This window comes from Streptomyces sp. NPDC002680, assembly GCF_042889145.1.
Taxonomy (GTDB): domain Bacteria; phylum Actinomycetota; class Actinomycetes; order Streptomycetales; family Streptomycetaceae; genus Streptomyces; species Streptomyces adonidis.
In genome coordinates this window covers 90,699-117,292 of sequence record NZ_JBIAQP010000001.1, presented here as the reverse complement: position 1 = coordinate 117,292, position 26,594 = coordinate 90,699, and the positions used below count along the sequence as shown (strand labels likewise).

Here is a 26,594-nt window from a genome sequence, read left to right as displayed (position 1 = left end):
AGGTCATTCGTACCCGGCAACCACCGGCACACCACGGACATGCTCATGGTGAGCCTGTCAACTCTCCTTGCCTGTCGGGCAATTGTCCGTTCCGTCATTGGCCCCCGCGAGGGATGCGACCTACCATCTCTGGAATACCCCAGGGGGTATAAGTCCGCAGACAGTGAGGAGAGCCCTTCATGCCATCCATGTCCTCCGCCTCCAGGCCCGCCCGCGACCACCACAGGGTGCTGATCGTCGGAGGCGGCACCGCCGGGATCACGGCCGCGGCCCGGCTGCGCCGCGCGGGTGTCACCGACATCGCGGTGCTCGAACCGGCGGACGTCCACTGGTATCAGCCGCTGTGGACCCTGGTCGGCGGCGGCAGGGCCCCGCTCGACATCACCCGCCGCCCCGAAGCCTCCGTCATGCCCCGCCATGTGCGCTGGATCCGAGAGGCCGCCACCGCCGTCGACCCCGAGGCGCGGACCGTCACCACCGCCGCGGACCGCACGATCGGGTACGACTACCTGGTGATGGCCCCCGGCCTGCAACTGGACTGGGACAAGGTCCCCGGTCTGGACAGCGCGGTCGGACACGGCGGAGTCTCCAGCAACTACTCCTTCGAACACGCTCCCTACACCTGGGAGCTGATCCGCGGTCTGCGCTCGGGCACCGCGGTCTTCACCCAGCCCGCCGGCCCGGTCAAGTGCGGCGGCGCCCCGCAGAAGATCGCCTACCTGGCCGCCGACCACTGGCGCAGGCAGGGAGTCCTGGACCGTATCCGGGTGATCCTCGTCCTGCCCGCCGACTCCATGTTCGGGGTACCGGTCTGGCGCCGGGCCCTGGAACAGGTCGCCGCCCGCTACGGCATCGAGGTCCGCCTGAACTCCGAGATGACCGCCGTCGACGGCGCGGCCCGTGAACTGACCATTGCCGATCACGCTGCCGACACCGAAGAGAGCCTGACCTTCGACCTGCTCCACGCGGTACCGCCGCAGAGCGCCCCCGACTGGGTCAAGCGCAGCCCGCTGGCCGACCCCGCGAGCCCCTACGGCTACGTCGAGGCCGACAAGCACACCCTTCAACACCCGGGCCACCGCAATGTGTTCGCCCTTGGCGACGTCGCCAACCTGCCCACATCCAAGACCGGCGCCGCCGTCCGCAAGCAGGCCCCCGTCGTGGTCGCCAACCTGCTCGCCGAGATGAAGGGCGAGCGCCGCGACGGGCGGCGCCGCTACGACGGCTACACGTCCTGCCCGCTGGTCACCGCCCGCAACAGGATGCTGCTCGCCGAATTCGACTACGACCAGAACCCCGCCCCGAGCATCCCCCTGCTCGACACCACCAAGGAGCGCCGCGACATGTGGCTGCTCAAGCGCTACGGACTGCCCGCCCTGTACTGGCACGGCATGCTCAAAGGCCGCGCCTGACGGCCCGGCGTCGAGGATCCGCGACGAGGAAGACAATCACGCGGCAGGACTAGAACGATTAAGCTCCCTCCCTGTAACATCACGGCCTAATCGATTTAGCATTCCTTTCCCGCGGCGGGACGCGGGGTCGAGGAGGTTGCCGCAGATGCCAACCGTGCAAGACGCCGCCGTAAGGCGGTCGAGAACACCCGCGGGGCTGGAGGGGCTGCCACGGCCGGGCCGATGCCTGGTCATGGGGGTCCTCAACGTCACGCCCGACTCCTTCTCCGACGGCGGTCTGTACGAGGACCGCCGGGCCGCGATCGACCGGGGTCTGGAACTGGCCGCCCAGGGCGCGGACATCGTGGACGTGGGTGGCGAGTCCACCCGGCCGGGCGCGCGACCCGTGGGCCTGGGGGAGGAGTTGGCCCGGACCGTACCGGTGGTGCGTGAACTCGCCCGTGCCGGTGTGTGCGTGAGCGTCGACACCATGCACGCGTCCGTGGCCCGAGCCGCCGTCGAGGCGGGAGCGTCTCTGGTCAACGACGTCAGCGGCGGCCTGGCCGACCCGGCGATGGCGTCGACCGTCGCCGCGGCCGGCGTCCCGTACGTCGCCATGCACTGGCGTGCGCCGAGCCGGGAGATGGACCGGCACGCGGACTACCGTGATGTCGTCGCCGAGGTCGGGGCCGAACTCGGCCGACGTCTGTGGGAGTTGACGGAACGCGGAGTCGACCCGGCCCGCATCGTCCTCGATCCGGGGCTGGGCTTCGCCAAGCGGCCCGAGCACGACTGGACGCTCCTGGCCGGTCTGGGATCCCTGCGGGAACTGGGGTGCCCTCTGCTCGTGGGTGCGTCGAGGAAGCGGTTCATCGGCGCGGCCCTCGCGGCCGGCGGTGCGGGTGAAGTGCCGCCCGGAGGGCGGGACATGGCCACGGCCGCGGTCTCCGCGCTCGCGGCCGTCGCCGGTGCGTTCTGCGTGCGTGTGCACGACGTCCCCTCCACTCTCGATGCCGTACGCATGGCATCCGCGTACCTCGACCACTGCGACCGCGACGCCGACCCGGTCCGCGCAGGGTGCGGGCCGCACCCGTAGACAGTCCGCGACCCAGTACTCGCTCGGGACCGGGCCGCACCGCCGGCTTGCTTGCGCTGGATCGTTCTCGGCATCACTAGATCGATTTAGCTTTCTCGGGACAGACCGCATGGATCGTACGGATCACCCAGATCCCTACGAACGAAGGAACAAGGAGCCCGCATGACAACCCCCTCCCTCCAGGACGCCATCGACAAGGCCGGATCGCCGATCCAGCTGCTGTGGCGGCCGGGTGCAGAGCCGTGGACCCCCGAGGTCGTGGAGCGCGAGTACGCCGGCTGGAGCCGCGAGCAGGCCGCGTGGCACGAGGGCGTGGCGCTGCTCAATCTCTCGCACCACATGTACGACATGTGGATCGAAGGCCCGGACGCCACCCGGGTGCTGGCCGACCACGGCGTCAACAACTTCGAGAAGTTCGCCATCGGGCAGGCCAAGCAGTACGTGCCGGTGACCCGGAACGGCCACATCGTCACCGACGGGATCCTGGCCCGCGAGGGCGAGAACAAGTACCTGCTCAGCGGGATCCCGGCCGCCCAGCACTGGGTGCAGTACCACGCCGAGAAGGGCGGCTACGACGTCGGCTTCGTCACCGACCCGTCCTCCGCGTTCCGCCCGGGCGGCGGCGATCCGAAGCTGTTCCGGTACCAGATCCAGGGCCCGCTGGCGACGGAGCTGGTCGAGCGGGTCTTCGGCGGGCCGTTGCCGGAGACGAAGTTCTTCCACTCCAGCGCCGTCTCCCTCGACGGCCGCGCCTTCCGTGCCCTGCGCCACGGCATGGCCGGCCAGGCCGGATTCGAGTTCATCGGCCCGTGGGAGCACGCCGCGTACGTCCACGAGGCGTTCCTGAAGGCGGGCGAGCCGCTCGGCCTGGTCCAGGTCGGAGCCCTCGCGTACGCCACGCCGAGCGTGGAGAGCGGCTGGATCCCCTCGCCCGTGCCCGGCATCTACACCGACCCGGACCTGGTGGAATACCGCAGGTACCTGCCCCTGTTCGGCATCGAGGGCAAGCGCCCGCTGAACGGCAGCTACTTCTCGGAGGACATCGAGGACTACTACGTCTCCCCGTACGAACTCGGCTACGGGAAGCTGATCCACTTCGGCCACGACTTCGTGGGCCGGGACGCCCTGGTGAAGGCCAGGGACGAGGCGCTGCGCGGCAAGGTCACCCTCGTCCTCGACCCCGACGACGTCCGCACCGTCATCGGACAGGGCGAGGACCCCGGCTTCGTCCTCAGCTACGCCCGCCACCGGGTGGAGAACGCGACCGGCATGGTCGGCATGACCATGCAGACGGCGTCCATCGACCCCGTCGGCGCGCTCCTGTCACTGGCATTGATCGACAAGGAGTACGCGGAGCCCGGCACCGAGGTCCGGGTGGTGTGGGGCGAGCACCCCGGTGCCGGCACCGACCCCGAGGCCGACCTCGGGCTCCCGCGCATCCGCGCCACCGTCCGGCCCGCGCCGTTCGACCAGCACGCGCGCACCCAGTACCGCCGCGACCGCTGACGCGGGCCCAGCACTCGGCCCCCGCAGACGAGAAAGCGAGACGCAAGACGATGAACCCCGCGAGCACGGTACGAACAGCGGTCAGTACGTCGCTGCTCGATGACTTCTCCCTGGAGATGACCGGGAAGGACGTCCCCAAACTGGAGGAGGCCCGCGACTCCATTCCCCAGGGCACCCGTATCAACGTCACCTTCCTCGGCAACGAGGACCTCTCGATGCGGCTGGACGCGGCCCGGGCGGTCAAGCGGCTCGGCTTCGTCCCCGTACCGCACATATCCGCCCGGCGCCTCGGGTCGCGCGACGACTTCGAACGGTTCCTGGCCGGCCTGCACGCCGACGGCACGTCCGACAACGCGTTCGTCGTCGGCGGGGATCCGACGCATCCCGAGGGGCCCTACGCCGACTCCCTCTCCCTGATCGACACCGGGCTGCTGCAGGAGTACGGCGTCCGCCACGTCGGCGTCAGCGGTTACCCGGAAGGCCACCCCGCGATCGACGGCGGCACACTCTGGTCCGCACTGCAGGACAAGCACACCTCCCTCGCCGCCCAGTCCCTGGAGGGCGGTGTCATCACGCAGTTCGGGTTCGACGTCGACCCGGTGCTCGCCTGGGTGGAAGAGGTACGGCGGCGGGGCATCGGGCTCCCGATCAGGATCGGTGTGCCCGGTCCGGCCGGAGTGCGCCGGCTCATGGCGTACGCCGCCCGGTTCGGCGTGGGGACCAGCGCGTCCGTCGTGAGGAAGTACGGGTTCTCGCTGACGAACCTGATGGGCACCACGGGCCCCGACCGCTTCCTGCGTGACCTCGCCGCGGGCCATGACCCGGACCGGCACGGCGAGTTGAAGATTCACTTCTATACGTTCGGCGGGCTCAGGGTCACCTCCGAGTGGGCCGCCCGCTTCCGCGAGGAGAGCCTGGCATGACCCTCACCCAAGACGCTCCGGCGCGCACCACCACGGGCGGGCCGCCCGCCCCGCAGGCCTCGCTCATCGTGCAGGGCGCCGACGCCACGGGCATCGTCGCCGCCGTGACGTCGGTCCTCGGCGGCCACGGCGCGAACATCGTCTCCCTCGACCAGTACTCCGACAACCCGCAGGGCGGCGCCTTCTTCCAGCGCACCGTCTTCGGTCTCGACGGTCTCCACGCCGTGCTGCCCGCCCTGCGGGCCGACCTGGACAAGCACCTGGTGGACGCGTTCGGGCTGAGCTACACCCTGCGTGACCTGTCCGTGCCCAAGCGGGTCGCGATCTTCGCCTCGAAGTCCGACCACTGTCTGCTCGACCTGCTGTGGCGGCACCGGCAGGGCCAACTGCCCGTCACCGTCGCCATGGTGATCTCCAACCATCCCGATGTGGCCGAGGAGGTACGAGGGTTCGGCATCCCCTTCTTCCACGTTCCCTGCCAGGGCGCGGACAAGTCCGCCGCGGAGGCGGAACATCTGCGGCTGCTGAAAGGCAACGTCGACTTCGTCGTCCTGGCCCGCTACATGCAGATCCTCTCCGGCGACTTCATCGCGGGCGTCGGCGTACCGATCATCAACATCCACCACTCCTTCCTGCCCGCCTTCATCGGCGCGGGCCCCTACGCCAAGGCCAAGGAGCGGGGCGTGAAGCTGGTGGGCGCCACCGCGCACTACGTCACCGAGGACCTCGACGAGGGCCCGATCATCGAGCAGGACGTCGTCCGCGTCACCCACGCCCACACCGCGACCGACCTCACCCGCCGGGGTGCCGACGTGGAACGCGCGGTGCTCTCCCGCGCCGTGCTGTGGCACGCCGAGGACCGGGTCATCCGCGACGGCAACCACACCATCGTCTTCGCCTGAGGCGAGACAGCCCATCGACTCCCACCGACAGGTGGCCCTGTCGTGCGCCACATCCTCGAACGACCGAGCCGGCCGTCTCGCCCCATGGCGGCCGGCTCGGTCGAATCGTTCCCCACCACACGAAGGCGGCTCGCCACCATGACAACCAGGATCGACGGCACCGGGATCGCCCGGCGGATCCGTTCGCGGGTCGCCGAGGAGGTCGCCGCGGCCACGGGCTCGGGACGCACCCCCGGGCTCGCGACCGTCCTCGTCGGGGACGACCCGGCCAGCGCCGTGTACGTCGCCGCGAAACGGCGCGCCATCAAGGAAGCCGGCATGCGCGACTTCCACCAGCATCTGCCCGAACACGCGACGCACGACGACGTGGCCGCCGTACTCGACGAACTGGCCGCGGACCCACAGGTGTCCGGCATCCTGCTCCAACTCCCGCTGCCCGGGCAGCTCGACGCGGCCACCCTCATCGACCGTATCCCGGTCACCAAGGACGTCGACGGTCTCACCACCGCCAGCCTCGGCCTCCTCGCCCGCGGGGAGCGGGGCCTGCGCCCCTGCACGCCCAGCGGCGTCATCGAACTCCTCGACGCCGAGGGCGTGTTGCTCAAGGGCGCGAACGTCGCGGTGGTCGGCTGGGGCGAACTCGTCGGCAAGCCCCTGACCCAGCTGCTGCTGCGGCGCGGGGCGACCGTGTCTGTCGCCCACGAGTTCACCACCGACCTCGCGGCGGTCACCCTGCCGGCCGACATCGTCGTGGTCGCCACCGGCGTCCGGGGCCTCATCGGTCCCGAACACGTCAGGCCCGGCGCCGTCGTCATCGACGTCGGCATCCACCGGACACCCTCGGGCCTGACCGGCGACGTCCGCTCCGACGAACTCGACGGCATCGCGGGCCGCATCACGCCCGTCCCCGGCGGGGTGGGCCCGATGACCATCGCGATGCTGCTGGTCAACACCCTGCGTGCCGCCCGCTGGAGCGCCGAACCCGAGGCCGTCGCGGCTTGAGGAGCCGGGGGAAGGGAGTTCCCTCCCGTGGCGCAGTTCGGCGGACACCTCGCCACCGGCTTCGTGGACGTCACCGGCGCCCCCTCGGCGCTGGACTCCGAGGGCTTCCGCGACGTACGACAGATCGAGGACCGACGCGTACCTACGACGTCCTGGCGCGGCCCGCGCCCGCCGACGAGGTCCACCAGGCCAACCTCTGCCGGGTGCTGTCCGCCCCGGTCGCGCCGGATGCCGATGTGACGGCGGCACAGGGGGAGGGGAGCGCCCTGCGGATCACCGAGGCGTTGGAGCCCTCGCCCCGGGGCCCCTACTGCGGAGGCACCGGCTGGGTCGACGGTCGGCATCCGCACGTTCTGGATCGACCGTACCGAAGGACTGCGGGCATCACTTGGGGCTCGGAGCCCGAACGGGAGTGACAGGAGACCGAGTTGAAGGCACGTCGGCTGCCGGCCGTCGGGAGTGGAGGTCCGGCATGCCGGTAGTCGGGGAACCCCCTGCCTGAGGCGCATCCTCGTCCGGGAGGTGAAACGATCTAGCGCGTAGAGTGAACTCCACGCACCCGGACGTTCACAGGCCGGCACCGACTTCCGGCGAAGTCGGCTCGTGGGGCCTGGAGCGTGCGGGGCCGACGGATGGGAGTGTGCCGACATGGGCCGTTCGGGCCGGGTGACGTTGACCGACGTGGCCAAGGCGTCCGGCGTGTCGCGGGCGACGGTGAGTTTCGTGCTGAACGACGACCCACGGCAGACGATCTCCGCGGCCACCCGGGAGCGGGTCATGGGGGCCGCCCAGGAACTGGGATACGTCCCGCACGGCATCGCCCGCGCCCTGCGCGAGGGGTCTTCGCGGATCGTCGTCCTCAACGTCGACTGGGGTATGGAGGGCAACTTCTCCCGCAGCTACGTCCGGGGCCTGGACGAGGAACTGGCCGAACACGACCACATCCTTCTGGTCCGGCACGGCCACTCGATCCCGGAAGCCACGCAGAAGGTCCTCGACACCATCGTGCCACGGGCGGTGCTGCGCCTCGGCGAGGTCTACATGCAGGGCGCCGAACCGCCCGAGCAGGACTGGGAGAACGGGTTCGCCGCCAACGCCGCGATGCAGATCGGCTATCTTGCCGAACGCGGGCACACCCGGATCGCGATGGCCATGCCCGACCACGAGTTCCCGCTCACCGAGGCCCGGCTGGGATTCGCCCAGGAGGCCGCCCGGCGCCTGGGACTGCCTCCCCTGGAACGCTTCGTCGTCCCGGGGCCCCGGGAGGTCGGCGCGGCCGCCGTCGAGACCTTCCTGGCAGCCCACACGGACGTGACCGCCCTGGCCGCCTTCGACGACGACATCGCGCTGCGCAGCCTCACGGCCCTGCGTGATCTCGGGCGGCGGGTCCCCGAGGACGTGGCGGTGATCGGCTTCGACGAGACCGAGTACGGCTCCCTGTCCACCCCCGCGCTCACCACCGTGCACATCGACGCCGAGGTCCTCGGACGGATCGCCGCACGCAACGCCCTGGGCGTCGACACCGGAACTCTGGCGCCCGCGTCCGGCCGGATCGTGGTACGCGCTTCGGTGTGACGGCCGCAAGCCCGTGAAAGGCGGGCGGACCCTCGTGGTTCCGGGGAGTCTCTGTTAGCGTGACTAGAACGATTAAGTGATGCTCGGCCGTACCGCCCCATGCTCGACGCGGCCCGGAGGGACACCGGAGCCGTGGACGACCGGAGGACCCCATGGACCGTCTGCTTCTCATGCGCAGCTTTGTCACCGTCGCCACCATCGGCAGCTTCAACGGGGCCGCCAAGACGTTGAGTTCGTCGGGGTCGCTCGTCTCACGCCATGTCGCGGAGCTGGAACGGCAGATCGGTGTGCGCCTCGTCAATCGCACGGCCCGTTCGGTGAACCTGACGGAACAGGGCCTGCGCTACGCCGAGTTCGCCTCGCGCATCCTCAAGGAGATCGAAGCGGAGGACTCCAGTATCGCCCACCGGCACGACCGGGCCGAAGGCGCACTCAACATCATCTGCCCCAAATGGATAGGGAGCTACGATCTCGGCGACGCCATCGCCGCATTTTCCGCCGCACATCCGAAAATCCATGTGCGGTTCGAATTGGGAGGACTGTCCGACCGGACCTACGATTTCATCGACGGTGGATTCGACGTCGCCTTCCACACGCGCGATCTGAGGGATTCAAGTGTCCGCCTCAAGAAGATCGCCTCACTGCCCTTCGTTCTGTGCGCGTCGAAGAAATACCTCGACCGGTGTGGCCCCGTCGCCCATCCGAACGACCTGACCGCCCACGACTGCCTCGTGCACGTCAACGACCCGGTGTGGCGCCTCGGCCACGGGCCCGCCAGCACGCTGCACAAGGTGCGCAACGTCGCCTTCTCGTCCAACTCCTATATCGCCCTGCAGAAAGCGGCCGTTCACGGGCGTGGCGTTGCCATGCTGCCGCAGCGGCTGGCTTACGACGAACTCGTGTCCGGCGCTCTGCAGGCCCTGCTTCCCTATGTGTCGGCGCCCGACCGCCCGCTCTACGCGATCTACGGGCCTGACCAGAACACCCCGCGAAAGATCGCCGTCTTTCTGGAATTCCTTGTCAAATGGTTCAGGGAGAATCCAATTCCCACCATTGGGTATTGAATCACGTACAGAAAATGATTTCGGACACGACCGACTCGGCTCGGGCTCCGGGGCGGCGCCCGAGGCGTACGGGAGCTTCTTCTTTGTTTGCAGAACGTGCAGCAACAGAGTCGCCGCACGGCTGTCGCTGAGGTCGACACGATCTGTTAGCGTCCACTGAATCGATCTAGTTCGCTTCGTCGACGATCAGTGGAGGGGCGACGCCCGCGAAGTGCGCCCCGGGTCAGCGGGATGACCACGGGACTCACGTGCATCGCAGAGTGGGAGTACGAAATGGATTTGGTCGCACAGCAGCGCAGCATCTACGAAGCGGTCCTCCGGCAGAACGAGGCGCCGTTCATCACCGAGCGGCCGGCGATGTTCAGCCCGGCCGCAGCAGCCCAGGACAAGGGCAACACGCGGGGCACGTTCGGCCGCTTCGCGCAGATCCTGCTCCCCGAGGAGTATTCGGACTGGGTGGAGGAGAGCGCCGCCCACGTCGGGTCGTGCTACATCGGCGACTGGACCTCACTGCACAAGGTGAAGGTGCACGGCCCGCAGGCGCTGGAGTTTCTCGGCAGGCTCGGGATGCGGGATCTCTCGCGGTTCGAGACCGGGCAGATCAAGCACCATGTGCAGCTCGACGAGAACGGCTGGGTCGCGTCCGAGGGCGTGCTGTGCCGGCTCGGGCCGCAGGAGTTCGTCTACACCGCGGGCAGCTGCGACTGGCTGCTGTGGCAGCTCGGCCGGGGCGGATGGGACGCGGCGGCGACCGACATCAGCCCCGACGTGTTCGTCTTCGGCGTCCAGGGGCCGGCGTCCCTGGCCACGCTGGAGAAGCTGACCGGGGACGATCTGCGCGACATCGGGTTCAGCTGCAGCAGGATGTCGACGGTCGGCGGGGTCCCGGTACGGGTCCTGCGCACCGGCATCTCGGGTGAGCTCGGCTACGAGCTGCACGGGTCGACCGAACACGCCAACGAGATCTGGGCGGCCGTCGTGGCGAGCGGGCGGGATGCAGGCATCCGCCAACTCGGCTTCCGGGCCCAGCCCGTTCAGCACATCGAGGCCGGTATCGCGACCAACGGGCTCGACTATCTGCCGGCGTCGATCCTCACGCCGGGTGCGCCGAGGCAGTTCCGCAAGGGAGCGCCCACGGGCAGTTTCGTCCCGGCCAACGGGGTGACCGACTACTTCCGCAAGCCGGCCGAACTGGGCTGGGGGTTCCGCAAGGGCGTCCCCGATCGGGACTTCATCGGCCGGGACGCTCTCGTCAAGGACGCCGAAAGCGGTGTCCCCACGCGGCGGTTGGTCGGTCTGCGGTGGAGCGAACAGGATGTCACCGGCGTCCTCACGTCGCTGTTGAGCGACGCCGGGCTGCCCGACCAGATGGAGATCCCTCGCTCGCGCGGTCCCCACTTCGACCATGTCCTGATAGACGGCAACCCGGTGGGCGTGGCCACGGGCCGGACCGTGAGCCCGACCCTGCGGGCGATGATCTCGCTCTGTGTGATTGCCCCTGAACACGCGACACCAGGCAAGGAAGTCGTTGTTCTCTGGGGCCGCCCGGGCACCCCGCAACGGGAGATCCGAGCGACGGTCACCGCACTGCCGTTTAAGCCGGACAACCGCCGAGCCGACATCGCGAAGCTGTGACGGTCCCTCTCACGGGCCGGTGTCGAGGCAGGCGTCCGCCAGACGGTGAGTCCGAAGTCGAGGTCGTCGGCCCGGCACATGGTGAACAGCACCTCGCCGCCGGTGGCGATACCGGTGAGGACCAGGCTGTCGATGTCGTGACGGCGCGGCAGGGCGCCGTACTCATCGCGGGGCGATGATCCGCCGCACCGCGTCCTGGGCCACCGCCACGCAGTGCTGCTCGGACAGGCCGTCGGTGCCCGAGGCGCGGACCCAGTACGTGGCGGTGGCGAGGACCAGTTGCAGGAGTTCGTCGGGGTTCCAGGCGGCATCGACCGTACCGGCTGCCTGTGCACGACGCACCGCGGCGATCTTCCGCTCGTGGTGGGCCGCGATCGTGTCGAGAGCCAGGGCCCGTTCGCACTGTTCCTCCAGCCGCATCCAGGACAACAGGCGTACGTCGTCAGGGCGTTGGAAGAAGAACCGGGCCAGGCGTCCCGCGTAGGCCACGACATCGTCGTCGTCGAGCCCGACGGCCAGCAGGCTGCGTTCGGCCGCGTTGCGGACCGCCTCGTCGAAGAGGCCCTGCTTGTCACCGAAGTACGCGTAGAGGCGTTCCTTGCTGGCGCCCGCGGTCTGCGCGATCCGGTCGATGCGGGCGCCGTCGGCGCCATGGCGGGCGTACTCGTCGATGGCCGCGTCGAGGATCCGCTGTCTGGCTTCCGCTCCCGTCCTTCGCATACCGGACACTCTACAGACGAACCAGTTTGTTTGACAAAGTCAACGGCATGCTCCTAACGTACAAACTAATTCGTTTGTTAAGCGAGCTCGGTGCTCGTTGGAGAGAGGCGGCGACCATGGTCGGCAACCTGGCCGGGAAGACGATCGTGATCACCGGAGCGACCTCCGGCATCGGGGCGACCGCCGCGCGGGCCCTTGTAGCGCAGGGCGCAACCGTCGTTCCCGTCGGGCGGTCGCCGCAGCGGGCCGCAGCCCTGTCCGACGAACTCGGCGTCGAGACCCTGGTAGCCGACTACGCCCGTTTCACCGATGTGCGCCGGCTCGCCGCCGAACTACTGGACCGCTGCCCGGTCATCGACGTCCTGGTCCACAACGCCGGCGGGGTCGTCAACGGGCGACAGCGCACCGAGGACGGCCACGAGACGACGTTGCAGACGAACTATCTGGCGCCCTACCTGCTCCAGTCGCTGCTGCACGACCGGCTGGCCGCCTCTCGCGCCAACGTCGTCGTCACCAGCAGCGCCGCGCACCGTTCCGCCCGGATCCGGCTGGACGACCTGGAGTACGACAAGCGCCGCTACATCGGGGGGCTGGCCTACGCCGCCGCCAAACTCGCGGATCTGCTGTTCAGTCGAGAGCTCGCGAGCCGTGCGAAGGAGACCGGCATCACCTCCGTCGCCTTCCACCCGGGCACGGTTGCCTCGGACTTCGGCCGTGACGCCAAGGGTTTCAGCAAGTTCATCTACCACACCCGGGCCGGCCGACGGCTGTTCGGAGTCGTGGACAACGACGAAGGCGCCCGACCACTGATCGCTCTCGCCGGCTTGTCCGACCCGCAGCAGGTCAACGGCCAGTACTTCGACCGGCTCAAGCCGGATGCCCCCACCTCGAAGCAGGCCCGGGACGCGGACCTGGCGGCCCGCCTGTGGGAGACGACCGCCGACATGCTCGGCCTACCCGCTGTGAGCTGACCGCGACGACCGTGCCCCGCGTCGGCCGTCGCCGACAACAACCAGCTCCGGCCGCGTGTCGTGGACCGCGCGCCGGGGCCCGACACCTCCTCAGAAGGCAGGAACGCCTCTCATGACCGAGACCCTCGGCATCATCGGCACCGGCAACATCGGCACCGCGGTGGCCCGTCTCGCCGTCGCCGCCGGCCTCAACGTGGTGCTCAGCAACTCCCGCGGCCCCGAAACGCTCGCCGACCTGGTCGCCGAGCTCGGCCCGCACGCCCGAGCCGCCACACCCGAGGAAGCGGCGCAAGCCGGCGACATCGTCCTGGTGGCCGTACCGCTCCACGCATATCGGCAGCTTCCCGCGATCGCCCTGGCCGGCAGGACGGTGATCGACGCCATGGTCTACTACCCGCACCGCGACGGCCGCATCGCGGAATTGGACGCCGCGAAACTCACGTCCAGCGAGCTCGTACAACGTCACCTCGCGGGTTCGTCGCTGGTAAAGACGCTGAACAACGTCGACTTCCTCCACCTGTTCACGCTCGCCCGGCCCACCGGGGCCGCCGATCGCAGTGCCCTGCCCGTCGCGGGTGACCGCAGTCAGGCGAAGACGGACGCGATCCGGCTGCTGGACACGCTCGGCTACGACGCGGTCGACATCGGCACCCTCGCCGACAGTTGGCGCGCCGGCCCCAACACGCCGGTGCATGTCCAGCCGTATCTGCCGCCGTGGCCCGAGGACCTGCACACCCCCGAGGAGCGTGGACGCTGGTTCTTCCGGACGCCGGGAATCCCGGTGCCCGCCCACCGGGTGACCGAGCTGATCGACTCGGCCGTCCCGGTACCGGCCGGCGGCCCGGACCCGACTGCCGCCCACGGCGGCGACACGGCGGAGGGCACCGCGAAGCAGGACCGTTGAAGCCGTTGCCCCGCCACGTAGGTAGGAGCCGTCGACCGGGCGGGGGGCTCGACCCGTCGGCGCGCCACTCGGTTCGCGCCTATCACCTCGCCGGATCGTGGCTCGCGTATGGACCGCAATTCCAAGTGGTCCTGCGGCATCTCTCGCATCGAACAGTCTCCGCGCCGCGCCGCACACCGTCAGCCGAGCTGCTCAAGCGTGCTTCGAAACGGCACCGATTCCAAGCTTCCACATTTCGTAGTTCCCGCATTCTGCCGTGATCTCGGCCGCCGCCTGAGCCGCGGTGAAGAAGTCGTCGACCACCGGCGAGGTGTGCGATGCCGCCACCGCGAGGCACACCTGGTCGGACGCCAGATCCGGAACGGGCACGTAACTGATGTTCGGATGTGAGTAGAACACGGTCGCCGAACGGGCCAGGAACGAGATGCCCCGGCCGGCCGCGACATGCTCAAGCGTCTCGTCCACCCCGCGCACCAGGTACCCGGCGTTCGGATGCGGTCGCCTGGTGGGCTGCGTGCTCGGGTCCATATGCCAGACCAGCGGCTCGCCGGCCAGGTCGGCCTCGGTGATCTGCTCCCGGCCGGCCAACCGGTGGCCGACGGGCAGCACCGCCACCCGCGGCTCGGTGTACAGCGGGGCGACGCGCAGGCCGGCCTCGTCCATGGGCAGCCGCACATAGCCGACGTCGATGCGGCCGTCGAGCAGCATCGGGGCCTGGTCGTCCCATTCGAGCCGCTGCACGTCCACCAGAACGTCCGGGTGCCGGGCGGCGAACAGCTGTACCGCCGGGGCAATCGCGATGCCCGCCCGGAAACCGACCATTATTCGCCGGCTGCCCCGCGCGGCGACGGTCACCCGGCGGCGGACCGCGTGCGCGGAGGCCAGCAGCGGGCCGGCGTCGGTCAGCAACTGCCTACCGGCGTCGGTCAGCACCACGCCGTGGCTGTCCCTTGTCAGCAGCGGGGTTCCGAGGTCCTGTTCCAGTGCGCGGATCTGCCGACTGAGCACCGGCTGCGCGATGTGCAGCTCATCGGCGGCGCGGCCGAAGTGCAACGTGCCGGCGACGGCGACGAAGTAGCGCAACTTGCGCAGATCCAGATCCATGGAACCTCCCGGTCCGGCGATGCCTTCAGGGTATCGCCACGGCTGAAATAGATCTTGGACACTCCACTCAGCCCAATGGCACCCTTAATACGTACCTAATGGGGCCGGGAGCGAATTCGACATCGAGACTTTATAGCAGGCCCGGAACCAGAATTACCGCACCAAGAATTAGGCACCATTCATCGCCCCATTCAGCTTCAGAAAGCAGACTCACCCATGAGCAGTATCAGCATTATCGGTCTGGGGAACATGGCCGGCGCCCTGGCCGACCGGGCGCTCGCCGGCGGCAACGCCGTCGAGATCATCGGCCGCGACCCGGCCAAGGCCAAGGAATTGGCCGCCGCGCTGGGCGGCGCCACGGTCGGGACGGCCGGCGCCGCACCGACCGGGGACATCGTTGTCCTCGCGGTGCCGTACGCAAGCACGGCGGCGGTGGTGAGCGAGTACGGGGACGCACTGGACGGCAAGGTCATCATCGACATCACCAACCCCGTCTCCCCGGATTTCCAGGGCTTTGTCACCCCCGACGGCAGTTCCGGCGCGCAGGAGATCGCCAAGGCCGCCCCCGCCGGCGCGCATGTCGTCAAGGCGTTCAACACCCTGTTCTCCCATGTTCTGGCCGCCGGCCCAGCCGAGGGCCGCCCATTGGACGTGTTTATCGCCGGCGACGACGCGCAGGCAAAGGCACGCGTGTCGGCGTTCATCGAGAGCCTGGGACTGCGTCCGTTGGACACCGGGCAGCTGGCAATGGCGCGAACACTGGAGAACGTCGCCCTGTTGGAGCTGGGCCTCGTCGCGCACTCCGTCAAGCACACCAACTTCTTCCTCGGCGTCAGCATTCTCGGCTGAGCACACCGGCACCACCACTTCTCGCACCACATCACGCCGGCCGGTCCACGGCACGCGAAGAACAACCCCTCCACCTGCCCTGACAAGGAAGTAACATGCGCGTTTTCGTCACTGGTGGGACCGGCCATTCCGGTTCGTACGTCATCCCCGAGCTCATCGCCGCCGGGCACGAGGTCACCGGCCTGGCCCGGTCGGACACCGCCGCGGCGGCGCTGTCAGCGCTCGGCGCGAAGGTGCGTCGCGGCGACCTCGGGGATCTCGACGGGCTCAAGGAGGCGGCCGCGGACTCCGACGGCGTCATCCACGTCGCGCACAGGCAGGATCTGCTTCCGTCCGGCGGGATCGACGCCGTGGCCGCCGCGGAGCTCCCGATCATGCTCGCGTACGGCGAAGCACTCGCGGGAACCGGAAAGCCGCTGGTCGCGGCGGGGAGCATAGGATCGCCGGGAAACCTGGGCCGGCCGGTCACCGAGGAGGACCCGGCGCTTCCCGGCGGCGATGAGTACAAGGGCACCCTGCGGGTTCGCAACGTCGTGGAAACCGCCGTGGTCGGCCTCGCCGAGCGGGGAGTGCGGTCTTCGGTCGTGCGGATCGCCAACATCGCGCACAGCACGACCGACCGTGCCGGCTTCCTCGTACAGCTGATCGCGCTCGCGAAGGAGAAGGGCTTCGTCGGCTACCCCGGAGACGGCGCGAACCCTTGGAACGCCGTGCACATCCGCGATGCCGCCTCCTTGTTCCGCTTGGCGCTGGAGAAGGGGCCGGCCGGCAAGTACTGGCACGCGGTCGGGGACGGGGCCATCCCGCTCCGCGAGATCGCCGAGGCCATCGGCAGCCGTCTGGGCCTGCCCGTCGTGAGCGTTCCCGCGGACGTACTGATGGTGCCGGGATACTTCGGCTTCCTCGCGAACATCGTCACGCAGAGCTACCCGGCGTCCAACCTCATCACCCGCCGGACCCTCGGCTGGGAACCCGCCCAGCCTGGCCTGCTCGCCGATCTGGACAACGGCCATTACTTCTCCGCCGGCTGACGGCGGAGCCCCGAGTCGGTGACGTGGCTGGCTCATGCGGGACGGGGTTCTCGCACGTGACGGCGGCGCTCGGTGCTCCCTGAGTGCTGTTCGGCGGAAGCAATCCTCTGTACGGGAAGAAGATCGTCTGCCTCGGCACGGTGCCACGGCCATGCCGGGGTCTTCGACAGACGCTCCGGCCGTGCGCATCCGTGACGCGCTCGACAAGAACCTGCTCGACCTCATCGAGGCCCACACCCTGGCCGTACTGCCCGGCAGCGACCAGCCGCTCGCCGAGTACATCGCACAGCGCCACGAACTCCACCGAGACCTCGTCGACGCCCTCGACGCCCTCGACGCGCGCGACCGCGACACGGCGCTGCGGCTCATCCACGAGCACAACACGAGCCTCGCCGGCGAAACCTGACCGCGCGCAGGGGATGTGGCGGGCAAGTCGCCCCGGAGTTGCCGCAAATCAACGAGGACGACGAACCGGTCATCGATGTCACCGAGTCCCGCCGACACACACGACGACTCGCTGACGCCGCGGTGCGCGCCTGACCCGTAGCGGCTCTGAACATCTCCATGGCTTGGGCGCAGGCATGACCACACGGCGCCGCATCGTCATCGGGGCATCGCAGGTCGGATGCGCCTCGGCCGCCGTGCCGCAGGGCTTTCGGTTTCGATGTTGAGATCGGTCATCACGATGAGCGCCATCTCCGGCCCTCGTCCGCGGGACGCGGCCCGGGCGACCGCGGCGCACTCCGCCTCGCATGCGGCATACCGGGCGACCGCGTTCAGCGTCAGGGCGCGGTCCGACCGTCTGCTGGTGTTCGGCGCCGATGACGCTGCGGAAGAAGGGCAGCAGCGTGTCGTCCGCGATGGCGGCCTCGGCATGACGACCTTGGGCGCCCGTCGCCGACGCGGTGACGTTCAGCGCCGGCGGCGCGTACATGTCGTTGCGCCGCTGAGACCGGGCCGCAGCCACGGCGCGGACCTCGGCCTCCGCCTCGGCCCAGGGGGGAGCGGGGCTGTTTGCGGGGGTGGCTGTGGGCCTTCCCGTACCCGGCGGGACGCCCCAGCACGGTCGGTCTGCGAGCCGTAGGCCGGTGCGGAGCGTGCCGCCTTCGGCCCTGTTTCCGCCCCGGAAGCCTTCCCGCCGTCCCGGCTCCATGGCCTCTCAGAGGGGAACCTCCGGATGGCTCGCCTCAGGATGCCGCCACCGCGCCGATCAGGAGGAATGGATACCGACGGCAGGCGGACGGGCCGCGCCTTACTCCTGGAGGACGGATGACGAGCCCGCTCGGCCCAGCGCACGGCTCCGCTCAGGAGGGTTCACCGTCGGGTGGCGGGTCGCACGTGGCCGGTGCGGGGAGACTCGCGCGGAAGGCGGCCTCGGCGGTACTGATCGTCCTGGCCTGTGTCCTCATCCCCGTGTCGGTACTGACCGTGTGGGTGCACGACATCGTCCTCGACACGGACCGTTACGTCGAGACGGTCCAACCACTCGCCTCCGACCCCGCGATCGAGGCCGCCGCACGCAACCAGATCGTGCGGGCCGTCGAGGTACGCGTCGACGCCAAGCGGGTCACCGCCGAACTCGCGACCTGGCTGGAGTCGCAGGGCTTGCCGCCGACGGCTGCCCGAGCGGTCAGGGGGCTGGCCCCGCAGCTGAACGCGGCCGTGACCGGTGCCGCGGACAGGGCGGCGAAGCGCTTCGTCGAGAGCGACTGGTTCGAGAAGGTGTGGATCTCGGCCAACCGGGTCGCCCACTCGACCGTGGTTCACGCCCTGACCGGAAGGGGCCGCGGGGCGGTCGGCGTGAACGAGGACAGCGTGACCCTCGATGTCGGTACCGCTGTCGACCGGGTCAGGAAGGAACTCGTGGACTCCGGCGTGACGCCGGCCGGCAACATCCCGGACGTCGACAAGCAGATGGTGTTGTTCACGTCCGACAAGCTTGAACGCATGCGGGGCGCCGCACACGCCCTCGACGTGATCGGTACTTGGATGCCGGCGCTGACAGTGCTCATCGCCGCAGCGGGAGTACTCCTCGCCCACCGGCGCAGACGCGCCCTGGCCAGGGCCGCCCTGGGTACCGCCACCGCCTGTCTGATCGTCGCCGTCGGCCTTGCCGTCGCCCGCCGCTACTACCTGGATCACCTGCCCCCGCGGGTCCTGTCGGAGGCGGCCGCGGCAGCGGTCTTCGACCATCTCCTGCAGTTCGTACGGGCCACCTTGCGTACCGTGATCGTGCTCGGTGTGGTGGTCGCCGTCGGCGCCTATGCCGTCGGCCCCGGCCGAGGAGCACGCGCCCTGCGAGCCGCTTCCGAGCGCACCGCCGACTCCGCCGCCCGCTGGGCGGACACCCACGACATGCACGCAGGGCGGGTGGGGACGTGGACAGCGGACCATCGACGCCGGCTCACCGTCGGCGTCCTGCTCGTAGTGGCCCTGTTGTTCGCTCTCTGGAATCACCCCACTGTCCTGACGGTGCTTCTGCTGGCGCTCGTCCTGCTGGCGGTGCTGGCGTTGATCGCTCTGGTGGCGGCGATCGGCCGCAGGACACAGGCGGGGGAGCCGGTCACCGATCCGGAGTGAGGATCGGCCTGGGGTCCGCCTGCTGGAGTTCGGCGAGCAACTCGCTCTGGCCGGAGATCAGTTCGGTCAGGATCCGGCGGGCCGCGCGCAGGAGTTCGGCCACATCGCCGCCGGCCAGGGCGTAGCTGACGGTCGAGCCCTCCCGGATGGAGACAACGATTCCCGAGCGGCGCAGTACGGCCAGCTGCTGGGAGAGATTGGACGGTTCGATCTCGATCTCGTTCAGCAACTCGCGTACGGGGACGGGGCCGTTCTGCAGCAGTTCCAGGACCCGGATGCGTACCGGGTGGCCGAGCATCCGGAAGAACTCGGCCTTGGCCTGGTAAAGGGGGACCTGCATGGTGAATCGCGCTCCCTGCCGCATTCGACGGGCTGCATCCGGGAGCGGTGGCCCCGTACGTGCCACCGCAAGCGGTCCAACGGATTGACGGACCAATTTTCGTGCATCCGGCCCCGCACGCCCATGGGGTTGATCTGATCCGGATATGCCCAGTTGAAGAAGTCTTCAATTCATGGGCGTGCGAGGCCGTGAAGAACGCGGCTTTCTACACGTCCAGTTGGCCCTCGACGCCCTTGAGCTGATGGCGGGCCATGGCGAGGTTCGATTTCCTCTTGTCGAGCACGAGGTAGAGGAACAAGCCGTTGCCGCTACGGCCCTTGAGTGGCCGGAGGACGTGGTACTGGCTGCCGAGCGTGATGAGGATGTCCTCGATCTCGCCCTTGAGACCGAGGTGGTCCATGGTGCGGGTCTTGGCCCGGATCACGTCCGTGTTGCCCGCCGCCGCAACGGTCAGGTCGAGGTCCTTGCCGCCTCCCAGCGTGCCCAGCGCCATACCGCTGGTGTAGTCGACGAGAGCAGTTCCCAATGCGCCTTCGATCGAGGTCATGATCTCTTTGAGGCAGATCTCGACATTGCTCATCCCTGGCATCTCCTCCTTGTCGCTGCGAGGCTCGGGCGTCGCCCGCCTCACCGATGCCCCCGGACCTTACGTAGGGCCGGCGGCCGGCAGTCCTGTTGTTCCGCTACTGACCGACACGGCTACGGGAAAGTCGGATGATGCGATATCCGTGACCGCTTGGGCCCGGCGAATGACGACCGGCACACGCCTCCCCGCGTGGACCCGAGGTAGCGATCAGGCAGAGTGGATGGATGCCTGAGTCGTTCTTGCCCGGAGGTTTCGTCAATGCGGTCGTGCGTGTCGGGGACACGGTGCGGCGTCCCGCCTCGGCTCGCACGAAGTTCGTGGGTGATCTGCTGAGGTTGCTCGAAGCCGGTGGCTGGAGTGGTGCTCCGCGGTGTCTCGGTGTGGACGACGAGGGCCGCGAAGTCCTCAGTTACCTCGATGGCCACGTGGCGTGGGAGCCGCGACAGCCTGCTGCTGTGTCTTCCGACGAGAGTCTGGTGACGGTCGCCCGGCTCGCGCGTGAGTTCCACGACCTGACGGCCGGTACCCATCTGGCCGGAGACCAGGAGGTCGTGTGTCACAACGACCTGTCGCCCAAGAACACGGTGTATCAGCTGTCCGGTGGCGAGCTTCGGCCGACGGCATTCATCGACTGGGACCTTGCGGCGCCGGGCGCGCGGATCCACGACATCGCTCATGTCTGCTGGCAGTACCTCGGTCTGGGCCCTTCGGTCACCGACGTCGAGAAGACTGCCCGACGCATGCGGCTGATCGTCGACAGCTACGAGTTGCCTGACCGGCAACGCCTCGTGCCCACGATCTTGTGGTGGCAGGACCGCTGCTGGCGGGGCATCGAGACCCAGGCCGATGCGGGTGACGTCGCGATGACCCGGCTCCGTGACGCGGGAGTGGTGAGGCACGTTCGGTCGGCCTATCGGTGGGTTTCCGATCACCGGAGTGCCTTGGAACGTTCAGTGCAGTGAGTACGTGGTAGCGGCCTCGGTCGGCTCGATGGTTCCGTCCTGTGACGGTCGGGCGGCCTTCTGCGATCAGGCGTTCTGGGTCCGTACTCAACCTGAAGGCGGCCTCTGCCAGAGACGGACCTGACGCCGCTCTTCGCGCGCCGGAACCGGCACGGCCGCCGGTCGCCACTCTCGCCTGATCAAGCCGAAGACCCACGAGTCGGACACCTCGCCGTTCACGACGCAGTCCTCCCGCAACGTCCCTTCACGCACGAATCCGATCTTCTCCAGGACCCGGGCGGATTCCACGTTGCGTGTATCGGTCTCGGCCTGGACTCGGTTCAGGTCCAGTGTGTCGAATGCCCACCGCAGCAAGGCGTGCGCGGCCTCCGTCGCGTAGCCGTGTCCCCACATCGCTTCGTCGAGGACGTAGCCCAACGACGCGCTGCGGTAGTCCGGGTTCCATCTGGTCAGACCGCACCAGCCGACGAAGGCCCCGTCGGAAGCGCGGTCGATGGCCACCCGGGCCCCGGTGCCATCGTCCGCCATCTCCCGGCACATGGTGATGAAGCGTTCGGCGCGGGCCCGTTCCTTCCACGGCGGGGAGTCCCAGTAGCGCATCACGTAGGCGTTGCTGTGCAGGGCAAAGAGCGGGTCAGCGTCGGCGGGGGTGAAGGGGCGCAGTCGCAGGCGAGCGGTGTGCAGTACGGGGGTGGCCAAAGTCATGCGCACCATCCTGTGTCCTCATGGGGCGGGCAGAACACCGAATATCCGAGCCGGTCCGCTCTTCACGACCAAGGTTTCCCCGCCCGACCCGGACCAGGGGGAGAGCATCGGCGAGCAGCTTGCGTTCAGGGGTGGTTGGCCCTTCTGCTTGTCCCGGCGGCTGGGCTGTGGGTGACTGGCGGCGGCATCGAGGGGGAGTGGGCATGGGTAACTGGGCTGTGATCGCGCAGTACTACAACGGCGAGTCGTACAGGACCGAGTTCGTCTGCCGTGGGCGGGAAACGAAGGAGCAGGTGATGGAGGAGCTCCGCGCTGCCCTCCACACGTATGTACCGAGCAAGAATCTCGTCGAGAAGCGACGCCGCGTGTACCGCTTCGCCGATCAGGAGTCATACCTGGTGGTGATCAAAGGCAGGCTGACGGAGTGGGAGTGCACTCTGCGCATCGCGGAGCTGGTCTCGGACTCGGCCGACCCGGCCGTGGCCGAGAGAGCGCGGCTGGAGGAAGGCGCGGCAGAGGCGGCGGACGGACCACAGGACCGGATCCCGCCCGGCTACTGAGCGGCTGACCCCTGGGATCAGACAGAGTGGGGTCTCATGCGCCGTCGAAGTCGTAGACGGTGGCGGCGATGTCGCGGGCACTCAAGGCTGTGGTGATGATCGGTTCGATGCGTTCCCACTTGCCGCCGGCGAGGCCACAGCCGATGCGGGGCATATGAACAGACGCCTTGTTGGCAAGGGCGTGCTCAGCGAGGGCGTGCAGACAGCGTTCGACGGCGTCGTACCGGATGGGCGGACCGCCGCTGCCCACCTTCATCCCGCGCTGCGCGACCATGTTGGCGACCCAGATGTCGGATCGGACCTGAACCATCTGTACTGCTCCGAGGGCGAAGTCGTTACCCGCGCGCTCGCGGTGCCAGCGACGGTATTCGCGCTCCGGTTCGGGCCAGTGACGCGAGATCGCCAGGACGAACCCCTTGCCCCATCCGCCGAGGTCGTTGCAGATATGGGCGATAATCTTCGGCCCCTTCGCCTGGGGGTTGGTCGCGTCGCCCGCGACGATCTTCAACGGTTTCACGGAGTCATGGTCGCTTGGTCCACGATGAGAAGTCAGTGCTTCTTCGCCGGCGGTTCCGGCAGCGCAGGCTCAAGCGTCCGCGAGGGGGGAAGGTCAGATGAGCCCAGATCAAGGGTCTCCTGTGTGCGCTTGCCCCTGTATCCGGCACTCTGGACCCATGCGCGTGGGGGATGTCCGGACCGAACAGTGGGTGGCAGTCGGCATCGGGCTGGCCATCGGTGTAGCGACTGTTTCCACGGTCGGGTACCTCGATGAGCGGTTGTGGCAGGTGTGGGCGGCGTTGGCGGTCGGGCTGACGACAGCCTCGGGCCTGGTGTTCAACTACGGGATCGCCCGTTGGAGGGAACTGCCGGAGGCCGAACGCGTGGGCGGCCGGAGAGACGCCGTGGTCCTGGCTGCGCTGGTGGGTGGCTTGCTCGTGGTGGCTCTCGTGCCGGGCTTCCTACGACGCGAGAGCCACTGGCGTGGGCCTGCCCTGGTCGCCACGGCCTTTGCCGGCCTGGTCCCGGCCGCGTGCACCATGCTCGCGGTACGCCGTGCTGCCCGCAGCCCCGAGGTCTCCGGCGACGGCGAGTTGGCCGATTGGCTGCTTCGGCGTCGGCGACTGTTGCGGGGGCTGCTGTCCGCGGCAGGGGTGCCGATCGCTCTGGCCACACTGGCCCTGGGAGCGGCAGTGCAGTTGCAGAGCGACATGGTCGATGCACATCGGCTTGAGGCCGCGCAGGCGTTCGCCCCCCAGACTGTGGTGATCTTCGGCGGCAGTTGCTCGCTCGTGGTCGCGCTGTTCTATGTGCCCGCCGTGGGCGAGCTGCGGCAACGTGCGAGGGAACTCTGCGCGCGGCTCTTCGACCTGACGCAGGTGAACGATGGCCCGGCGTTGCTCAGCCGGATCGATGACCGGATCAAGTCGGAGATGCTGCTCGGCGCGGACACCGGGCTGTTCGCGGACCTGCAGACAGGCCTCGTTGTCCTGGCACCGCTCCTCGCGAGCACAGCTTCCTTGTTGCTGCCCCACTGAGTTCATGCCGAGGCCGGAGCGGCATCAGCACCCTGAGGCTCGGGACATGCCGCCGCCGGTGGCTCGGCCGGTCCGGGCCGTGCGCGGCGGCGGGTGGTCAGGGTCCAGGCGGTGGCGGCGAGTGCCGTCACCGTGAGGGCGGTCAGCATCGGAGTGGTGTGGGATCCGGCGCTGTCGGCTGCCCGGGCGACGGGGTTGGGCAGACCGAGGCGGTCGGCCAGCCAGCCGAGTGCCGCCGTGCCGGTGAGCAGGGCGCCGGTCAGCCGCAGCATGGGCTGGACACGCAGACGGGCGAGGACCAGCAGCGAGGGCAGTGCCAGGCAGACCAGCAGGAGCTGGACCAGCTCGATGCCGAGGTTGAAGCCGAGGAGACTGGTCACGAGCTGTCCGGCGGACAGGTGCATCTCGGCCAGGACGAAGGAGAACGCCATGCCGTGACCGAGCCCGAAGACCCCTGCCACGAGCGCCTCACGGCCGGGGAACAGCGGCCGGATCGCGTGGACGGCGCCGATCAGGATGCTCAGCGCGATGAACGCCTCGACCGGCCAGTCCGGGATGTCCAGGCGGCCGAGCGCGGTCACGGCCAGCGCGACGGAGTGCCCGGCGGTGAAGGCGAGCGTGATGCGGCCGATCCGGCCGAGCGCGGACCGTGCGCCGACCAGCCCGCTCCATCGTCCTGAGGTGGCCGCGAGCGGCGCGGGCAGGAGCAGGATCAGCAGGAAGAGCAGATGGTCGGTGCCGGTGAGGATGTGGTCGCCGCCCAGCTCCACCATGGCGACGAAGCCGCGCCAGGCGCTGCCTTCGCCGAGGTCGACCTTCAGGGCCGGGACCTTCATGGTCCGGGTGTCGACCCGGATGGTGCCGACCTGGGTGGTGCCCGCGTCGTCGATCTGCCCGCGGGCCCAGTCCTGACGTACCGTCACCAGGGCCGTGTGCGTGATGACTTGATGGACGATGACGTCGTAGTCGAAGGTGAAGTGCCGTACGTCGGCGCCGGCCGGCGGGGTGAGCACGGCCTCGGCGGACAGCTCGCGGTAGAGGCCGGTGGAGGTCTGTTGGGCGCGGCCGAGGCTCAGCGCGCCGATGTCGACCCGCCACGCCTCGCCCACCGGCGTGGTCGGGTGGATGTGCTGGGCGAGATAGGTGCGGACGGCGTCGGCCTTGGTGGACAGGGCCGACGACTTGATGGTGCTCAGGTCGATGCCGCTGGCCGAGGCGAGGTCGCCGACGGGCAGTTCGAGGCGCGCGGTGACCGAGTCCTTGTACACGTCGAGCTGGACCACTGAGTGCGGCATCGGATGCGCGGCGGCCGGCGACGCCCCGAGAAGGAGCGCCGCCGGTACCGCGATCGCGATCCCGGCCACCAGGCGGAGTGCTGTGGTCAGCCAGTTTCGCGGTCGGATCATGAGAAGGAGAACTCGCTCCCGTAGTCGCGGGTGTGGTCGCGGTACACGGTGTGGTAATGGATCTTGTCGCGGTATACGACGCCGGTCTGGCAGACGAACTCGATCCACACGCCGGGGCCGTCGATACGCACGTAGTCGCCGTGGGTGTCCAGGCCGGTGCCGCCGGAGTAGGCGACATACGTCTCGTTCAGCTCACGCTCATAGGTCTTCATGAGCTGCTTCGCGGTGGCGTCGTCCACGTTGGAGACCCAGGGGTAGATCGCCTTCAGGACCAGCTTCTGCTGCTTGGGCGACAGCTCGCTGACCTTGAGGCCTTCCTTGGTCTCCGGGAACTGGCCGTCCTCGCCCGGGCCGAGGAGCACGTCGTTGTACGTCGCGGACAGCTTGGCGGCGGCCAGCTGCTCCGTGCTCAGGCTGCCGGTCAGCGCGAGCAGGCCCTCGCGCTGGTTGGCCAGCGGCGTGTACGTGGTGCCGTCGTCGGCGGTCCAGCTGGTGGGCTCGACACCGAGGAAGAAGGGGCTGGCGCCTGCCACCTTGCCCTTCTTGTAGGTGAGGTTCACGGCGAGGTGGTGACCGCCGAAGTGCAGTTGCCAGGTGCCGTCCGCCGAGGGGGTGCCCAGGAACGCCAGGTAGTAGAGGCCGGTGCCGTAGCCGAACGCGCCGCCGCCACCGCCGCCGGTGCCGCCGGAGGGCGGGGCGCCCGTCGGGGCGTCGGTGGCCGTGGACGTCGAGCTCGGCACCGCCGTGGCGGACGGGTCGGCCGAGGCGGTGCTCGACGCGGCGTCCGAGGGGGCGGGCCCGGCGGAGCTGGTGCTCTCAGCGGCGGCGAGCACGCCGTCGGCCTTGATGATCTGCGTGATCTGGTCGTACCCGGAGCCCTTGCCGGTGCCCGTGGCGAGCTTCACCACCTTCATGGCGGCGGCCAGCTGGGTGTCGGTCAGGGTGCCGAGCTCGATGCCGGGACGGCAGGTCCCGCCGCACGGCAGGTTCGACCACGCCGTGGCGTTCTCCTCGGTGAGGTCGAGGAGCACCGACGCCTGCTGGTCGGCGTCCAGCGTGTTGAGGAACGCGTTGGCGGCGCTGACCACGGCCTTGGTGCCGGTGGCCTTCTTGTTGACCGGGTAGTGCGCACCCGCGGCCGACTTCTGCGCGGTGCCCGTGGTCGTCGCGGCGTTGGCCGCTACGAATCCGCCCCCGACGAGGACCACGCCGGCGGCCACGCCGGCTATGCCTCGCCAAGTCCGTCG

General features: G+C 69.1%; 27 protein-coding genes and 2 pseudogenes. 20 read left to right on the top strand and 9 right to left on the bottom strand.

The features are described from left to right. The first annotated feature begins 179 nt into the window (after positions 1–179). The 11 genes and pseudogenes from ACFYXF_RS00525 to ACFYXF_RS00475 all read left to right on the top strand — a co-directional run bounded on the left by ACFYXF_RS00525 (position 180) and on the right by ACFYXF_RS00475 (position 11,094). Positions 180–1,412 (top strand): FAD-dependent oxidoreductase, encoded by a 1,233-nt coding sequence (locus ACFYXF_RS00525; protein ID WP_389346527.1) that lies wholly within the window; start codon positions 180–182, stop codon positions 1,410–1,412. 145 nt (positions 1,413–1,557) lie between these two features. After that, positions 1,558–2,487 (top strand): dihydropteroate synthase, encoded by a 930-nt coding sequence (folP, locus tag ACFYXF_RS00520; RefSeq protein WP_389346525.1) that lies wholly within the window; start codon positions 1,558–1,560, stop codon positions 2,485–2,487. Positions 2,488–2,649: 162 nt separating this feature from the next. Further along, positions 2,650–3,993, top strand: a complete 1,344-nt coding sequence (locus ACFYXF_RS00515; RefSeq protein WP_389346524.1) for an aminomethyl transferase family protein — start codon at positions 2,650–2,652, stop codon at positions 3,991–3,993. Between the two features lie 50 nt (positions 3,994–4,043). Further along, the gene (locus tag ACFYXF_RS00510; RefSeq protein ID WP_389346523.1) at positions 4,044–4,916 is read left to right on the top strand and encodes a methylenetetrahydrofolate reductase; all 873 of its coding nucleotides are present in this window, start codon (positions 4,044–4,046) and stop codon (positions 4,914–4,916) included. Continuing rightward, positions 4,913–5,818, top strand: a complete 906-nt coding sequence (purU, locus tag ACFYXF_RS00505) for a formyltetrahydrofolate deformylase (protein WP_389346521.1) — start codon at positions 4,913–4,915, stop codon at positions 5,816–5,818. Before ACFYXF_RS00510 ends, purU begins: the two co-directional genes overlap by 4 nt. A 138-nt stretch (positions 5,819–5,956) precedes the next feature. Continuing rightward, positions 5,957–6,820 carry a bifunctional 5,10-methylenetetrahydrofolate dehydrogenase/5,10-methenyltetrahydrofolate cyclohydrolase gene (locus ACFYXF_RS00500; protein ID WP_389346519.1) on the top strand — a complete coding sequence of 288 codons (864 nt, stop codon included), beginning with the start codon at positions 5,957–5,959 and terminating at the stop codon, positions 6,818–6,820. 27 nt (positions 6,821–6,847) lie between these two features. After that, entirely contained in the window at positions 6,848–7,060 is a 213-nt protein-coding gene (locus tag ACFYXF_RS00495) for a hypothetical protein (RefSeq protein ID WP_389346517.1), read from the top strand. Next, a pseudogene (locus ACFYXF_RS00490) lies at positions 7,045–7,233 on the top strand (chorismate-binding protein); the annotation flags it as partial. The gene ACFYXF_RS00495 and the pseudogene ACFYXF_RS00490, both read left to right, overlap by 16 nt. Before the next feature lie 235 nt (positions 7,234–7,468). After that, complete coding sequence (locus ACFYXF_RS00485; protein WP_389346515.1) at positions 7,469–8,395, top strand: LacI family DNA-binding transcriptional regulator; 927 nt, start codon at positions 7,469–7,471, stop codon at positions 8,393–8,395. Positions 8,396–8,547: 152 nt separating this feature from the next. Further along, on the top strand, positions 8,548–9,459 hold the full coding sequence (locus ACFYXF_RS00480) for a LysR family transcriptional regulator (RefSeq protein WP_389346512.1): 912 nt from the start codon (positions 8,548–8,550) through the stop codon (positions 9,457–9,459). Between the two features lie 273 nt (positions 9,460–9,732). Then, positions 9,733–11,094, top strand: coding sequence for a glycine cleavage T C-terminal barrel domain-containing protein (locus tag ACFYXF_RS00475; RefSeq protein WP_389346510.1), 1,362 nt, complete (start codon positions 9,733–9,735; stop codon positions 11,092–11,094). Positions 11,095–11,106: 12 nt separating this feature from the next. Here the strand turns inward: ACFYXF_RS00475 and ACFYXF_RS00470 are convergent. Both ACFYXF_RS00470 and ACFYXF_RS00465 read right to left on the bottom strand, forming a co-directional pair. Next, positions 11,107–11,240: pseudogene (locus tag ACFYXF_RS00470) on the bottom strand (cysteine hydrolase); the annotation flags it as partial. Between the two features lie 16 nt (positions 11,241–11,256). Next, positions 11,257–11,814 (bottom strand): TetR family transcriptional regulator, encoded by a 558-nt coding sequence (locus tag ACFYXF_RS00465; RefSeq protein WP_389346508.1) that lies wholly within the window; start codon positions 11,812–11,814, stop codon positions 11,257–11,259. Between the two features lie 116 nt (positions 11,815–11,930). On the opposite strand from ACFYXF_RS00465, the gene ACFYXF_RS00460 reads away from it, so the two are divergent. Both ACFYXF_RS00460 and ACFYXF_RS00455 read left to right on the top strand, forming a co-directional pair. Then, positions 11,931–12,785 carry an SDR family NAD(P)-dependent oxidoreductase gene (locus tag ACFYXF_RS00460; RefSeq protein ID WP_389346505.1) on the top strand — a complete coding sequence of 285 codons (855 nt, stop codon included), beginning with the start codon at positions 11,931–11,933 and terminating at the stop codon, positions 12,783–12,785. Positions 12,786–12,840: 55 nt separating this feature from the next. Beyond that, a complete protein-coding gene (locus tag ACFYXF_RS00455) occupies positions 12,841–13,689 on the top strand; it encodes an NADPH-dependent F420 reductase (protein WP_389346503.1) in 849 nt (282 codons plus the stop codon). A gap of 192 nt (positions 13,690–13,881) precedes the next feature. On the opposite strand, the gene ACFYXF_RS00450 is transcribed toward ACFYXF_RS00455, so the two are convergent. Beyond that, the gene (locus ACFYXF_RS00450; protein WP_389346501.1) at positions 13,882–14,793 is read right to left on the bottom strand and encodes a LysR family transcriptional regulator; all 912 of its coding nucleotides are present in this window, start codon (positions 14,791–14,793) and stop codon (positions 13,882–13,884) included. A 216-nt stretch (positions 14,794–15,009) separates the two neighbouring features. On the opposite strand from ACFYXF_RS00450, the gene ACFYXF_RS00445 reads away from it, so the two are divergent. The 4 genes from ACFYXF_RS00445 to ACFYXF_RS00430 all read left to right on the top strand — a co-directional run bounded on the left by ACFYXF_RS00445 (position 15,010) and on the right by ACFYXF_RS00430 (position 19,253). Next, a complete protein-coding gene (locus ACFYXF_RS00445) occupies positions 15,010–15,642 on the top strand; it encodes an NADPH-dependent F420 reductase (RefSeq protein ID WP_389346499.1) in 633 nt (210 codons plus the stop codon). A gap of 95 nt (positions 15,643–15,737) precedes the next feature. Further along, the gene (locus tag ACFYXF_RS00440; RefSeq protein ID WP_389346497.1) at positions 15,738–16,673 is read left to right on the top strand and encodes an SDR family oxidoreductase; all 936 of its coding nucleotides are present in this window, start codon (positions 15,738–15,740) and stop codon (positions 16,671–16,673) included. A 181-nt stretch (positions 16,674–16,854) separates the two neighbouring features. Continuing rightward, positions 16,855–17,079, top strand: coding sequence for a hypothetical protein (locus tag ACFYXF_RS00435; protein WP_389346495.1), 225 nt, complete (start codon positions 16,855–16,857; stop codon positions 17,077–17,079). 863 nt (positions 17,080–17,942) lie between these two features. Beyond that, a complete protein-coding gene (locus tag ACFYXF_RS00430) occupies positions 17,943–19,253 on the top strand; it encodes a hypothetical protein (protein ID WP_389346493.1) in 1,311 nt (436 codons plus the stop codon). Here the strand turns inward: ACFYXF_RS00430 and ACFYXF_RS00425 are convergent. Both ACFYXF_RS00425 and ACFYXF_RS00420 read right to left on the bottom strand, forming a co-directional pair. Continuing rightward, positions 19,237–19,593: an ArsR/SmtB family transcription factor gene (locus tag ACFYXF_RS00425; protein ID WP_369035264.1), complete on the bottom strand. Its 357-nt coding sequence runs from the start codon at positions 19,591–19,593 to the stop codon at positions 19,237–19,239. The two genes, ACFYXF_RS00430 and ACFYXF_RS00425, sit on opposite strands and share 17 nt — an antisense overlap. Positions 19,594–19,798: 205 nt before the next feature. Beyond that, the gene (locus ACFYXF_RS00420) at positions 19,799–20,173 is read right to left on the bottom strand and encodes a hypothetical protein (RefSeq protein WP_389346491.1); all 375 of its coding nucleotides are present in this window, start codon (positions 20,171–20,173) and stop codon (positions 19,799–19,801) included. Positions 20,174–20,403: 230 nt separating this feature from the next. Between ACFYXF_RS00420 and ACFYXF_RS00415 the strand changes: the two genes are divergently transcribed. After that, positions 20,404–21,141 (top strand): phosphotransferase, encoded by a 738-nt coding sequence (locus ACFYXF_RS00415; RefSeq protein WP_389346489.1) that lies wholly within the window; start codon positions 20,404–20,406, stop codon positions 21,139–21,141. Positions 21,142–21,228: 87 nt separating this feature from the next. Here ACFYXF_RS00415 and ACFYXF_RS00410 read toward each other — a convergent pair whose 3' ends face one another. Next, on the bottom strand, positions 21,229–21,846 hold the full coding sequence (locus ACFYXF_RS00410) for a GNAT family N-acetyltransferase (protein WP_389346487.1): 618 nt from the start codon (positions 21,844–21,846) through the stop codon (positions 21,229–21,231). A gap of 203 nt (positions 21,847–22,049) precedes the next feature. Here ACFYXF_RS00410 and ACFYXF_RS00405 point away from each other — a divergent pair, with 203 nt between their 5' ends. Then, positions 22,050–22,406 (top strand): hypothetical protein, encoded by a 357-nt coding sequence (locus tag ACFYXF_RS00405; RefSeq protein WP_389346485.1) that lies wholly within the window; start codon positions 22,050–22,052, stop codon positions 22,404–22,406. Between the two features lie 34 nt (positions 22,407–22,440). On the opposite strand, the gene ACFYXF_RS00400 is transcribed toward ACFYXF_RS00405, so the two are convergent. After that, entirely contained in the window at positions 22,441–22,923 is a 483-nt protein-coding gene (locus ACFYXF_RS00400; protein WP_389346483.1) for a macro domain-containing protein, read from the bottom strand. Positions 22,924–23,080: 157 nt separating this feature from the next. Here ACFYXF_RS00400 and ACFYXF_RS00395 point away from each other — a divergent pair, with 157 nt between their 5' ends. Further along, a complete protein-coding gene (locus tag ACFYXF_RS00395; protein WP_389346481.1) occupies positions 23,081–23,941 on the top strand; it encodes a hypothetical protein in 861 nt (286 codons plus the stop codon). A gap of 2 nt (positions 23,942–23,943) precedes the next feature. Here ACFYXF_RS00395 and ACFYXF_RS00390 read toward each other — a convergent pair whose 3' ends face one another. Next, positions 23,944–25,347, bottom strand: coding sequence for a HupE/UreJ family protein (locus tag ACFYXF_RS00390; protein ID WP_389346479.1), 1,404 nt, complete (start codon positions 25,345–25,347; stop codon positions 23,944–23,946). Next, positions 25,344–26,567: a DUF3500 domain-containing protein gene (locus ACFYXF_RS00385; RefSeq protein WP_389346477.1), complete on the bottom strand. Its 1,224-nt coding sequence runs from the start codon at positions 26,565–26,567 to the stop codon at positions 25,344–25,346. Before ACFYXF_RS00385 ends, ACFYXF_RS00390 begins: the two co-directional genes overlap by 4 nt. Between the last annotated feature and the right edge of the window lie 27 nt (positions 26,568–26,594).

Excerpts from the sequence above, each read along its gene's own strand:
- ACFYXF_RS00525 (WP_389346527.1), top strand. The coding sequence starts at position 180 with ATGCCATCCATGTCCTCCGCCTCCAGGCCCGCCCGCGACCACCACAGG.
- folP (WP_389346525.1), top strand. The coding sequence starts at position 1,558 with ATGCCAACCGTGCAAGACGCCGCCGTAAGGCGGTCGAGAACACCCGCG.
- ACFYXF_RS00515 (WP_389346524.1), top strand. The coding sequence starts at position 2,650 with ATGACAACCCCCTCCCTCCAGGACGCCATCGACAAGGCCGGATCGCCG.
- ACFYXF_RS00510 (WP_389346523.1), top strand. The coding sequence starts at position 4,044 with ATGAACCCCGCGAGCACGGTACGAACAGCGGTCAGTACGTCGCTGCTC.
- purU (WP_389346521.1), top strand. The coding sequence starts at position 4,913 with ATGACCCTCACCCAAGACGCTCCGGCGCGCACCACCACGGGCGGGCCG.
- ACFYXF_RS00500 (WP_389346519.1), top strand. The coding sequence starts at position 5,957 with ATGACAACCAGGATCGACGGCACCGGGATCGCCCGGCGGATCCGTTCG.
- ACFYXF_RS00485 (WP_389346515.1), top strand. The coding sequence starts at position 7,469 with ATGGGCCGTTCGGGCCGGGTGACGTTGACCGACGTGGCCAAGGCGTCC.
- ACFYXF_RS00480 (WP_389346512.1), top strand. The coding sequence starts at position 8,548 with ATGGACCGTCTGCTTCTCATGCGCAGCTTTGTCACCGTCGCCACCATC.
- ACFYXF_RS00475 (WP_389346510.1), top strand. The coding sequence starts at position 9,733 with ATGGATTTGGTCGCACAGCAGCGCAGCATCTACGAAGCGGTCCTCCGG.
- ACFYXF_RS00465 (WP_389346508.1), bottom strand. The coding sequence starts at position 11,814 with ATGCGAAGGACGGGAGCGGAAGCCAGACAGCGGATCCTCGACGCGGCC.
- ACFYXF_RS00460 (WP_389346505.1), top strand. The coding sequence starts at position 11,931 with ATGGTCGGCAACCTGGCCGGGAAGACGATCGTGATCACCGGAGCGACC.
- ACFYXF_RS00450 (WP_389346501.1), bottom strand. The coding sequence starts at position 14,793 with ATGGATCTGGATCTGCGCAAGTTGCGCTACTTCGTCGCCGTCGCCGGC.
- ACFYXF_RS00445 (WP_389346499.1), top strand. The coding sequence starts at position 15,010 with ATGAGCAGTATCAGCATTATCGGTCTGGGGAACATGGCCGGCGCCCTG.
- ACFYXF_RS00440 (WP_389346497.1), top strand. The coding sequence starts at position 15,738 with ATGCGCGTTTTCGTCACTGGTGGGACCGGCCATTCCGGTTCGTACGTC.
- ACFYXF_RS00430 (WP_389346493.1), top strand. The coding sequence starts at position 17,943 with ATGACGAGCCCGCTCGGCCCAGCGCACGGCTCCGCTCAGGAGGGTTCA.
- ACFYXF_RS00425 (WP_369035264.1), bottom strand. The coding sequence starts at position 19,593 with ATGCAGGTCCCCCTTTACCAGGCCAAGGCCGAGTTCTTCCGGATGCTC.
- ACFYXF_RS00420 (WP_389346491.1), bottom strand. The coding sequence starts at position 20,173 with ATGAGCAATGTCGAGATCTGCCTCAAAGAGATCATGACCTCGATCGAA.
- ACFYXF_RS00415 (WP_389346489.1), top strand. The coding sequence starts at position 20,404 with ATGCCTGAGTCGTTCTTGCCCGGAGGTTTCGTCAATGCGGTCGTGCGT.
- ACFYXF_RS00410 (WP_389346487.1), bottom strand. The coding sequence starts at position 21,846 with ATGACTTTGGCCACCCCCGTACTGCACACCGCTCGCCTGCGACTGCGC.
- ACFYXF_RS00405 (WP_389346485.1), top strand. The coding sequence starts at position 22,050 with ATGGGTAACTGGGCTGTGATCGCGCAGTACTACAACGGCGAGTCGTAC.
- ACFYXF_RS00395 (WP_389346481.1), top strand. The coding sequence starts at position 23,081 with ATGCGCGTGGGGGATGTCCGGACCGAACAGTGGGTGGCAGTCGGCATC.
- ACFYXF_RS00390 (WP_389346479.1), bottom strand. The coding sequence starts at position 25,347 with ATGATCCGACCGCGAAACTGGCTGACCACAGCACTCCGCCTGGTGGCC.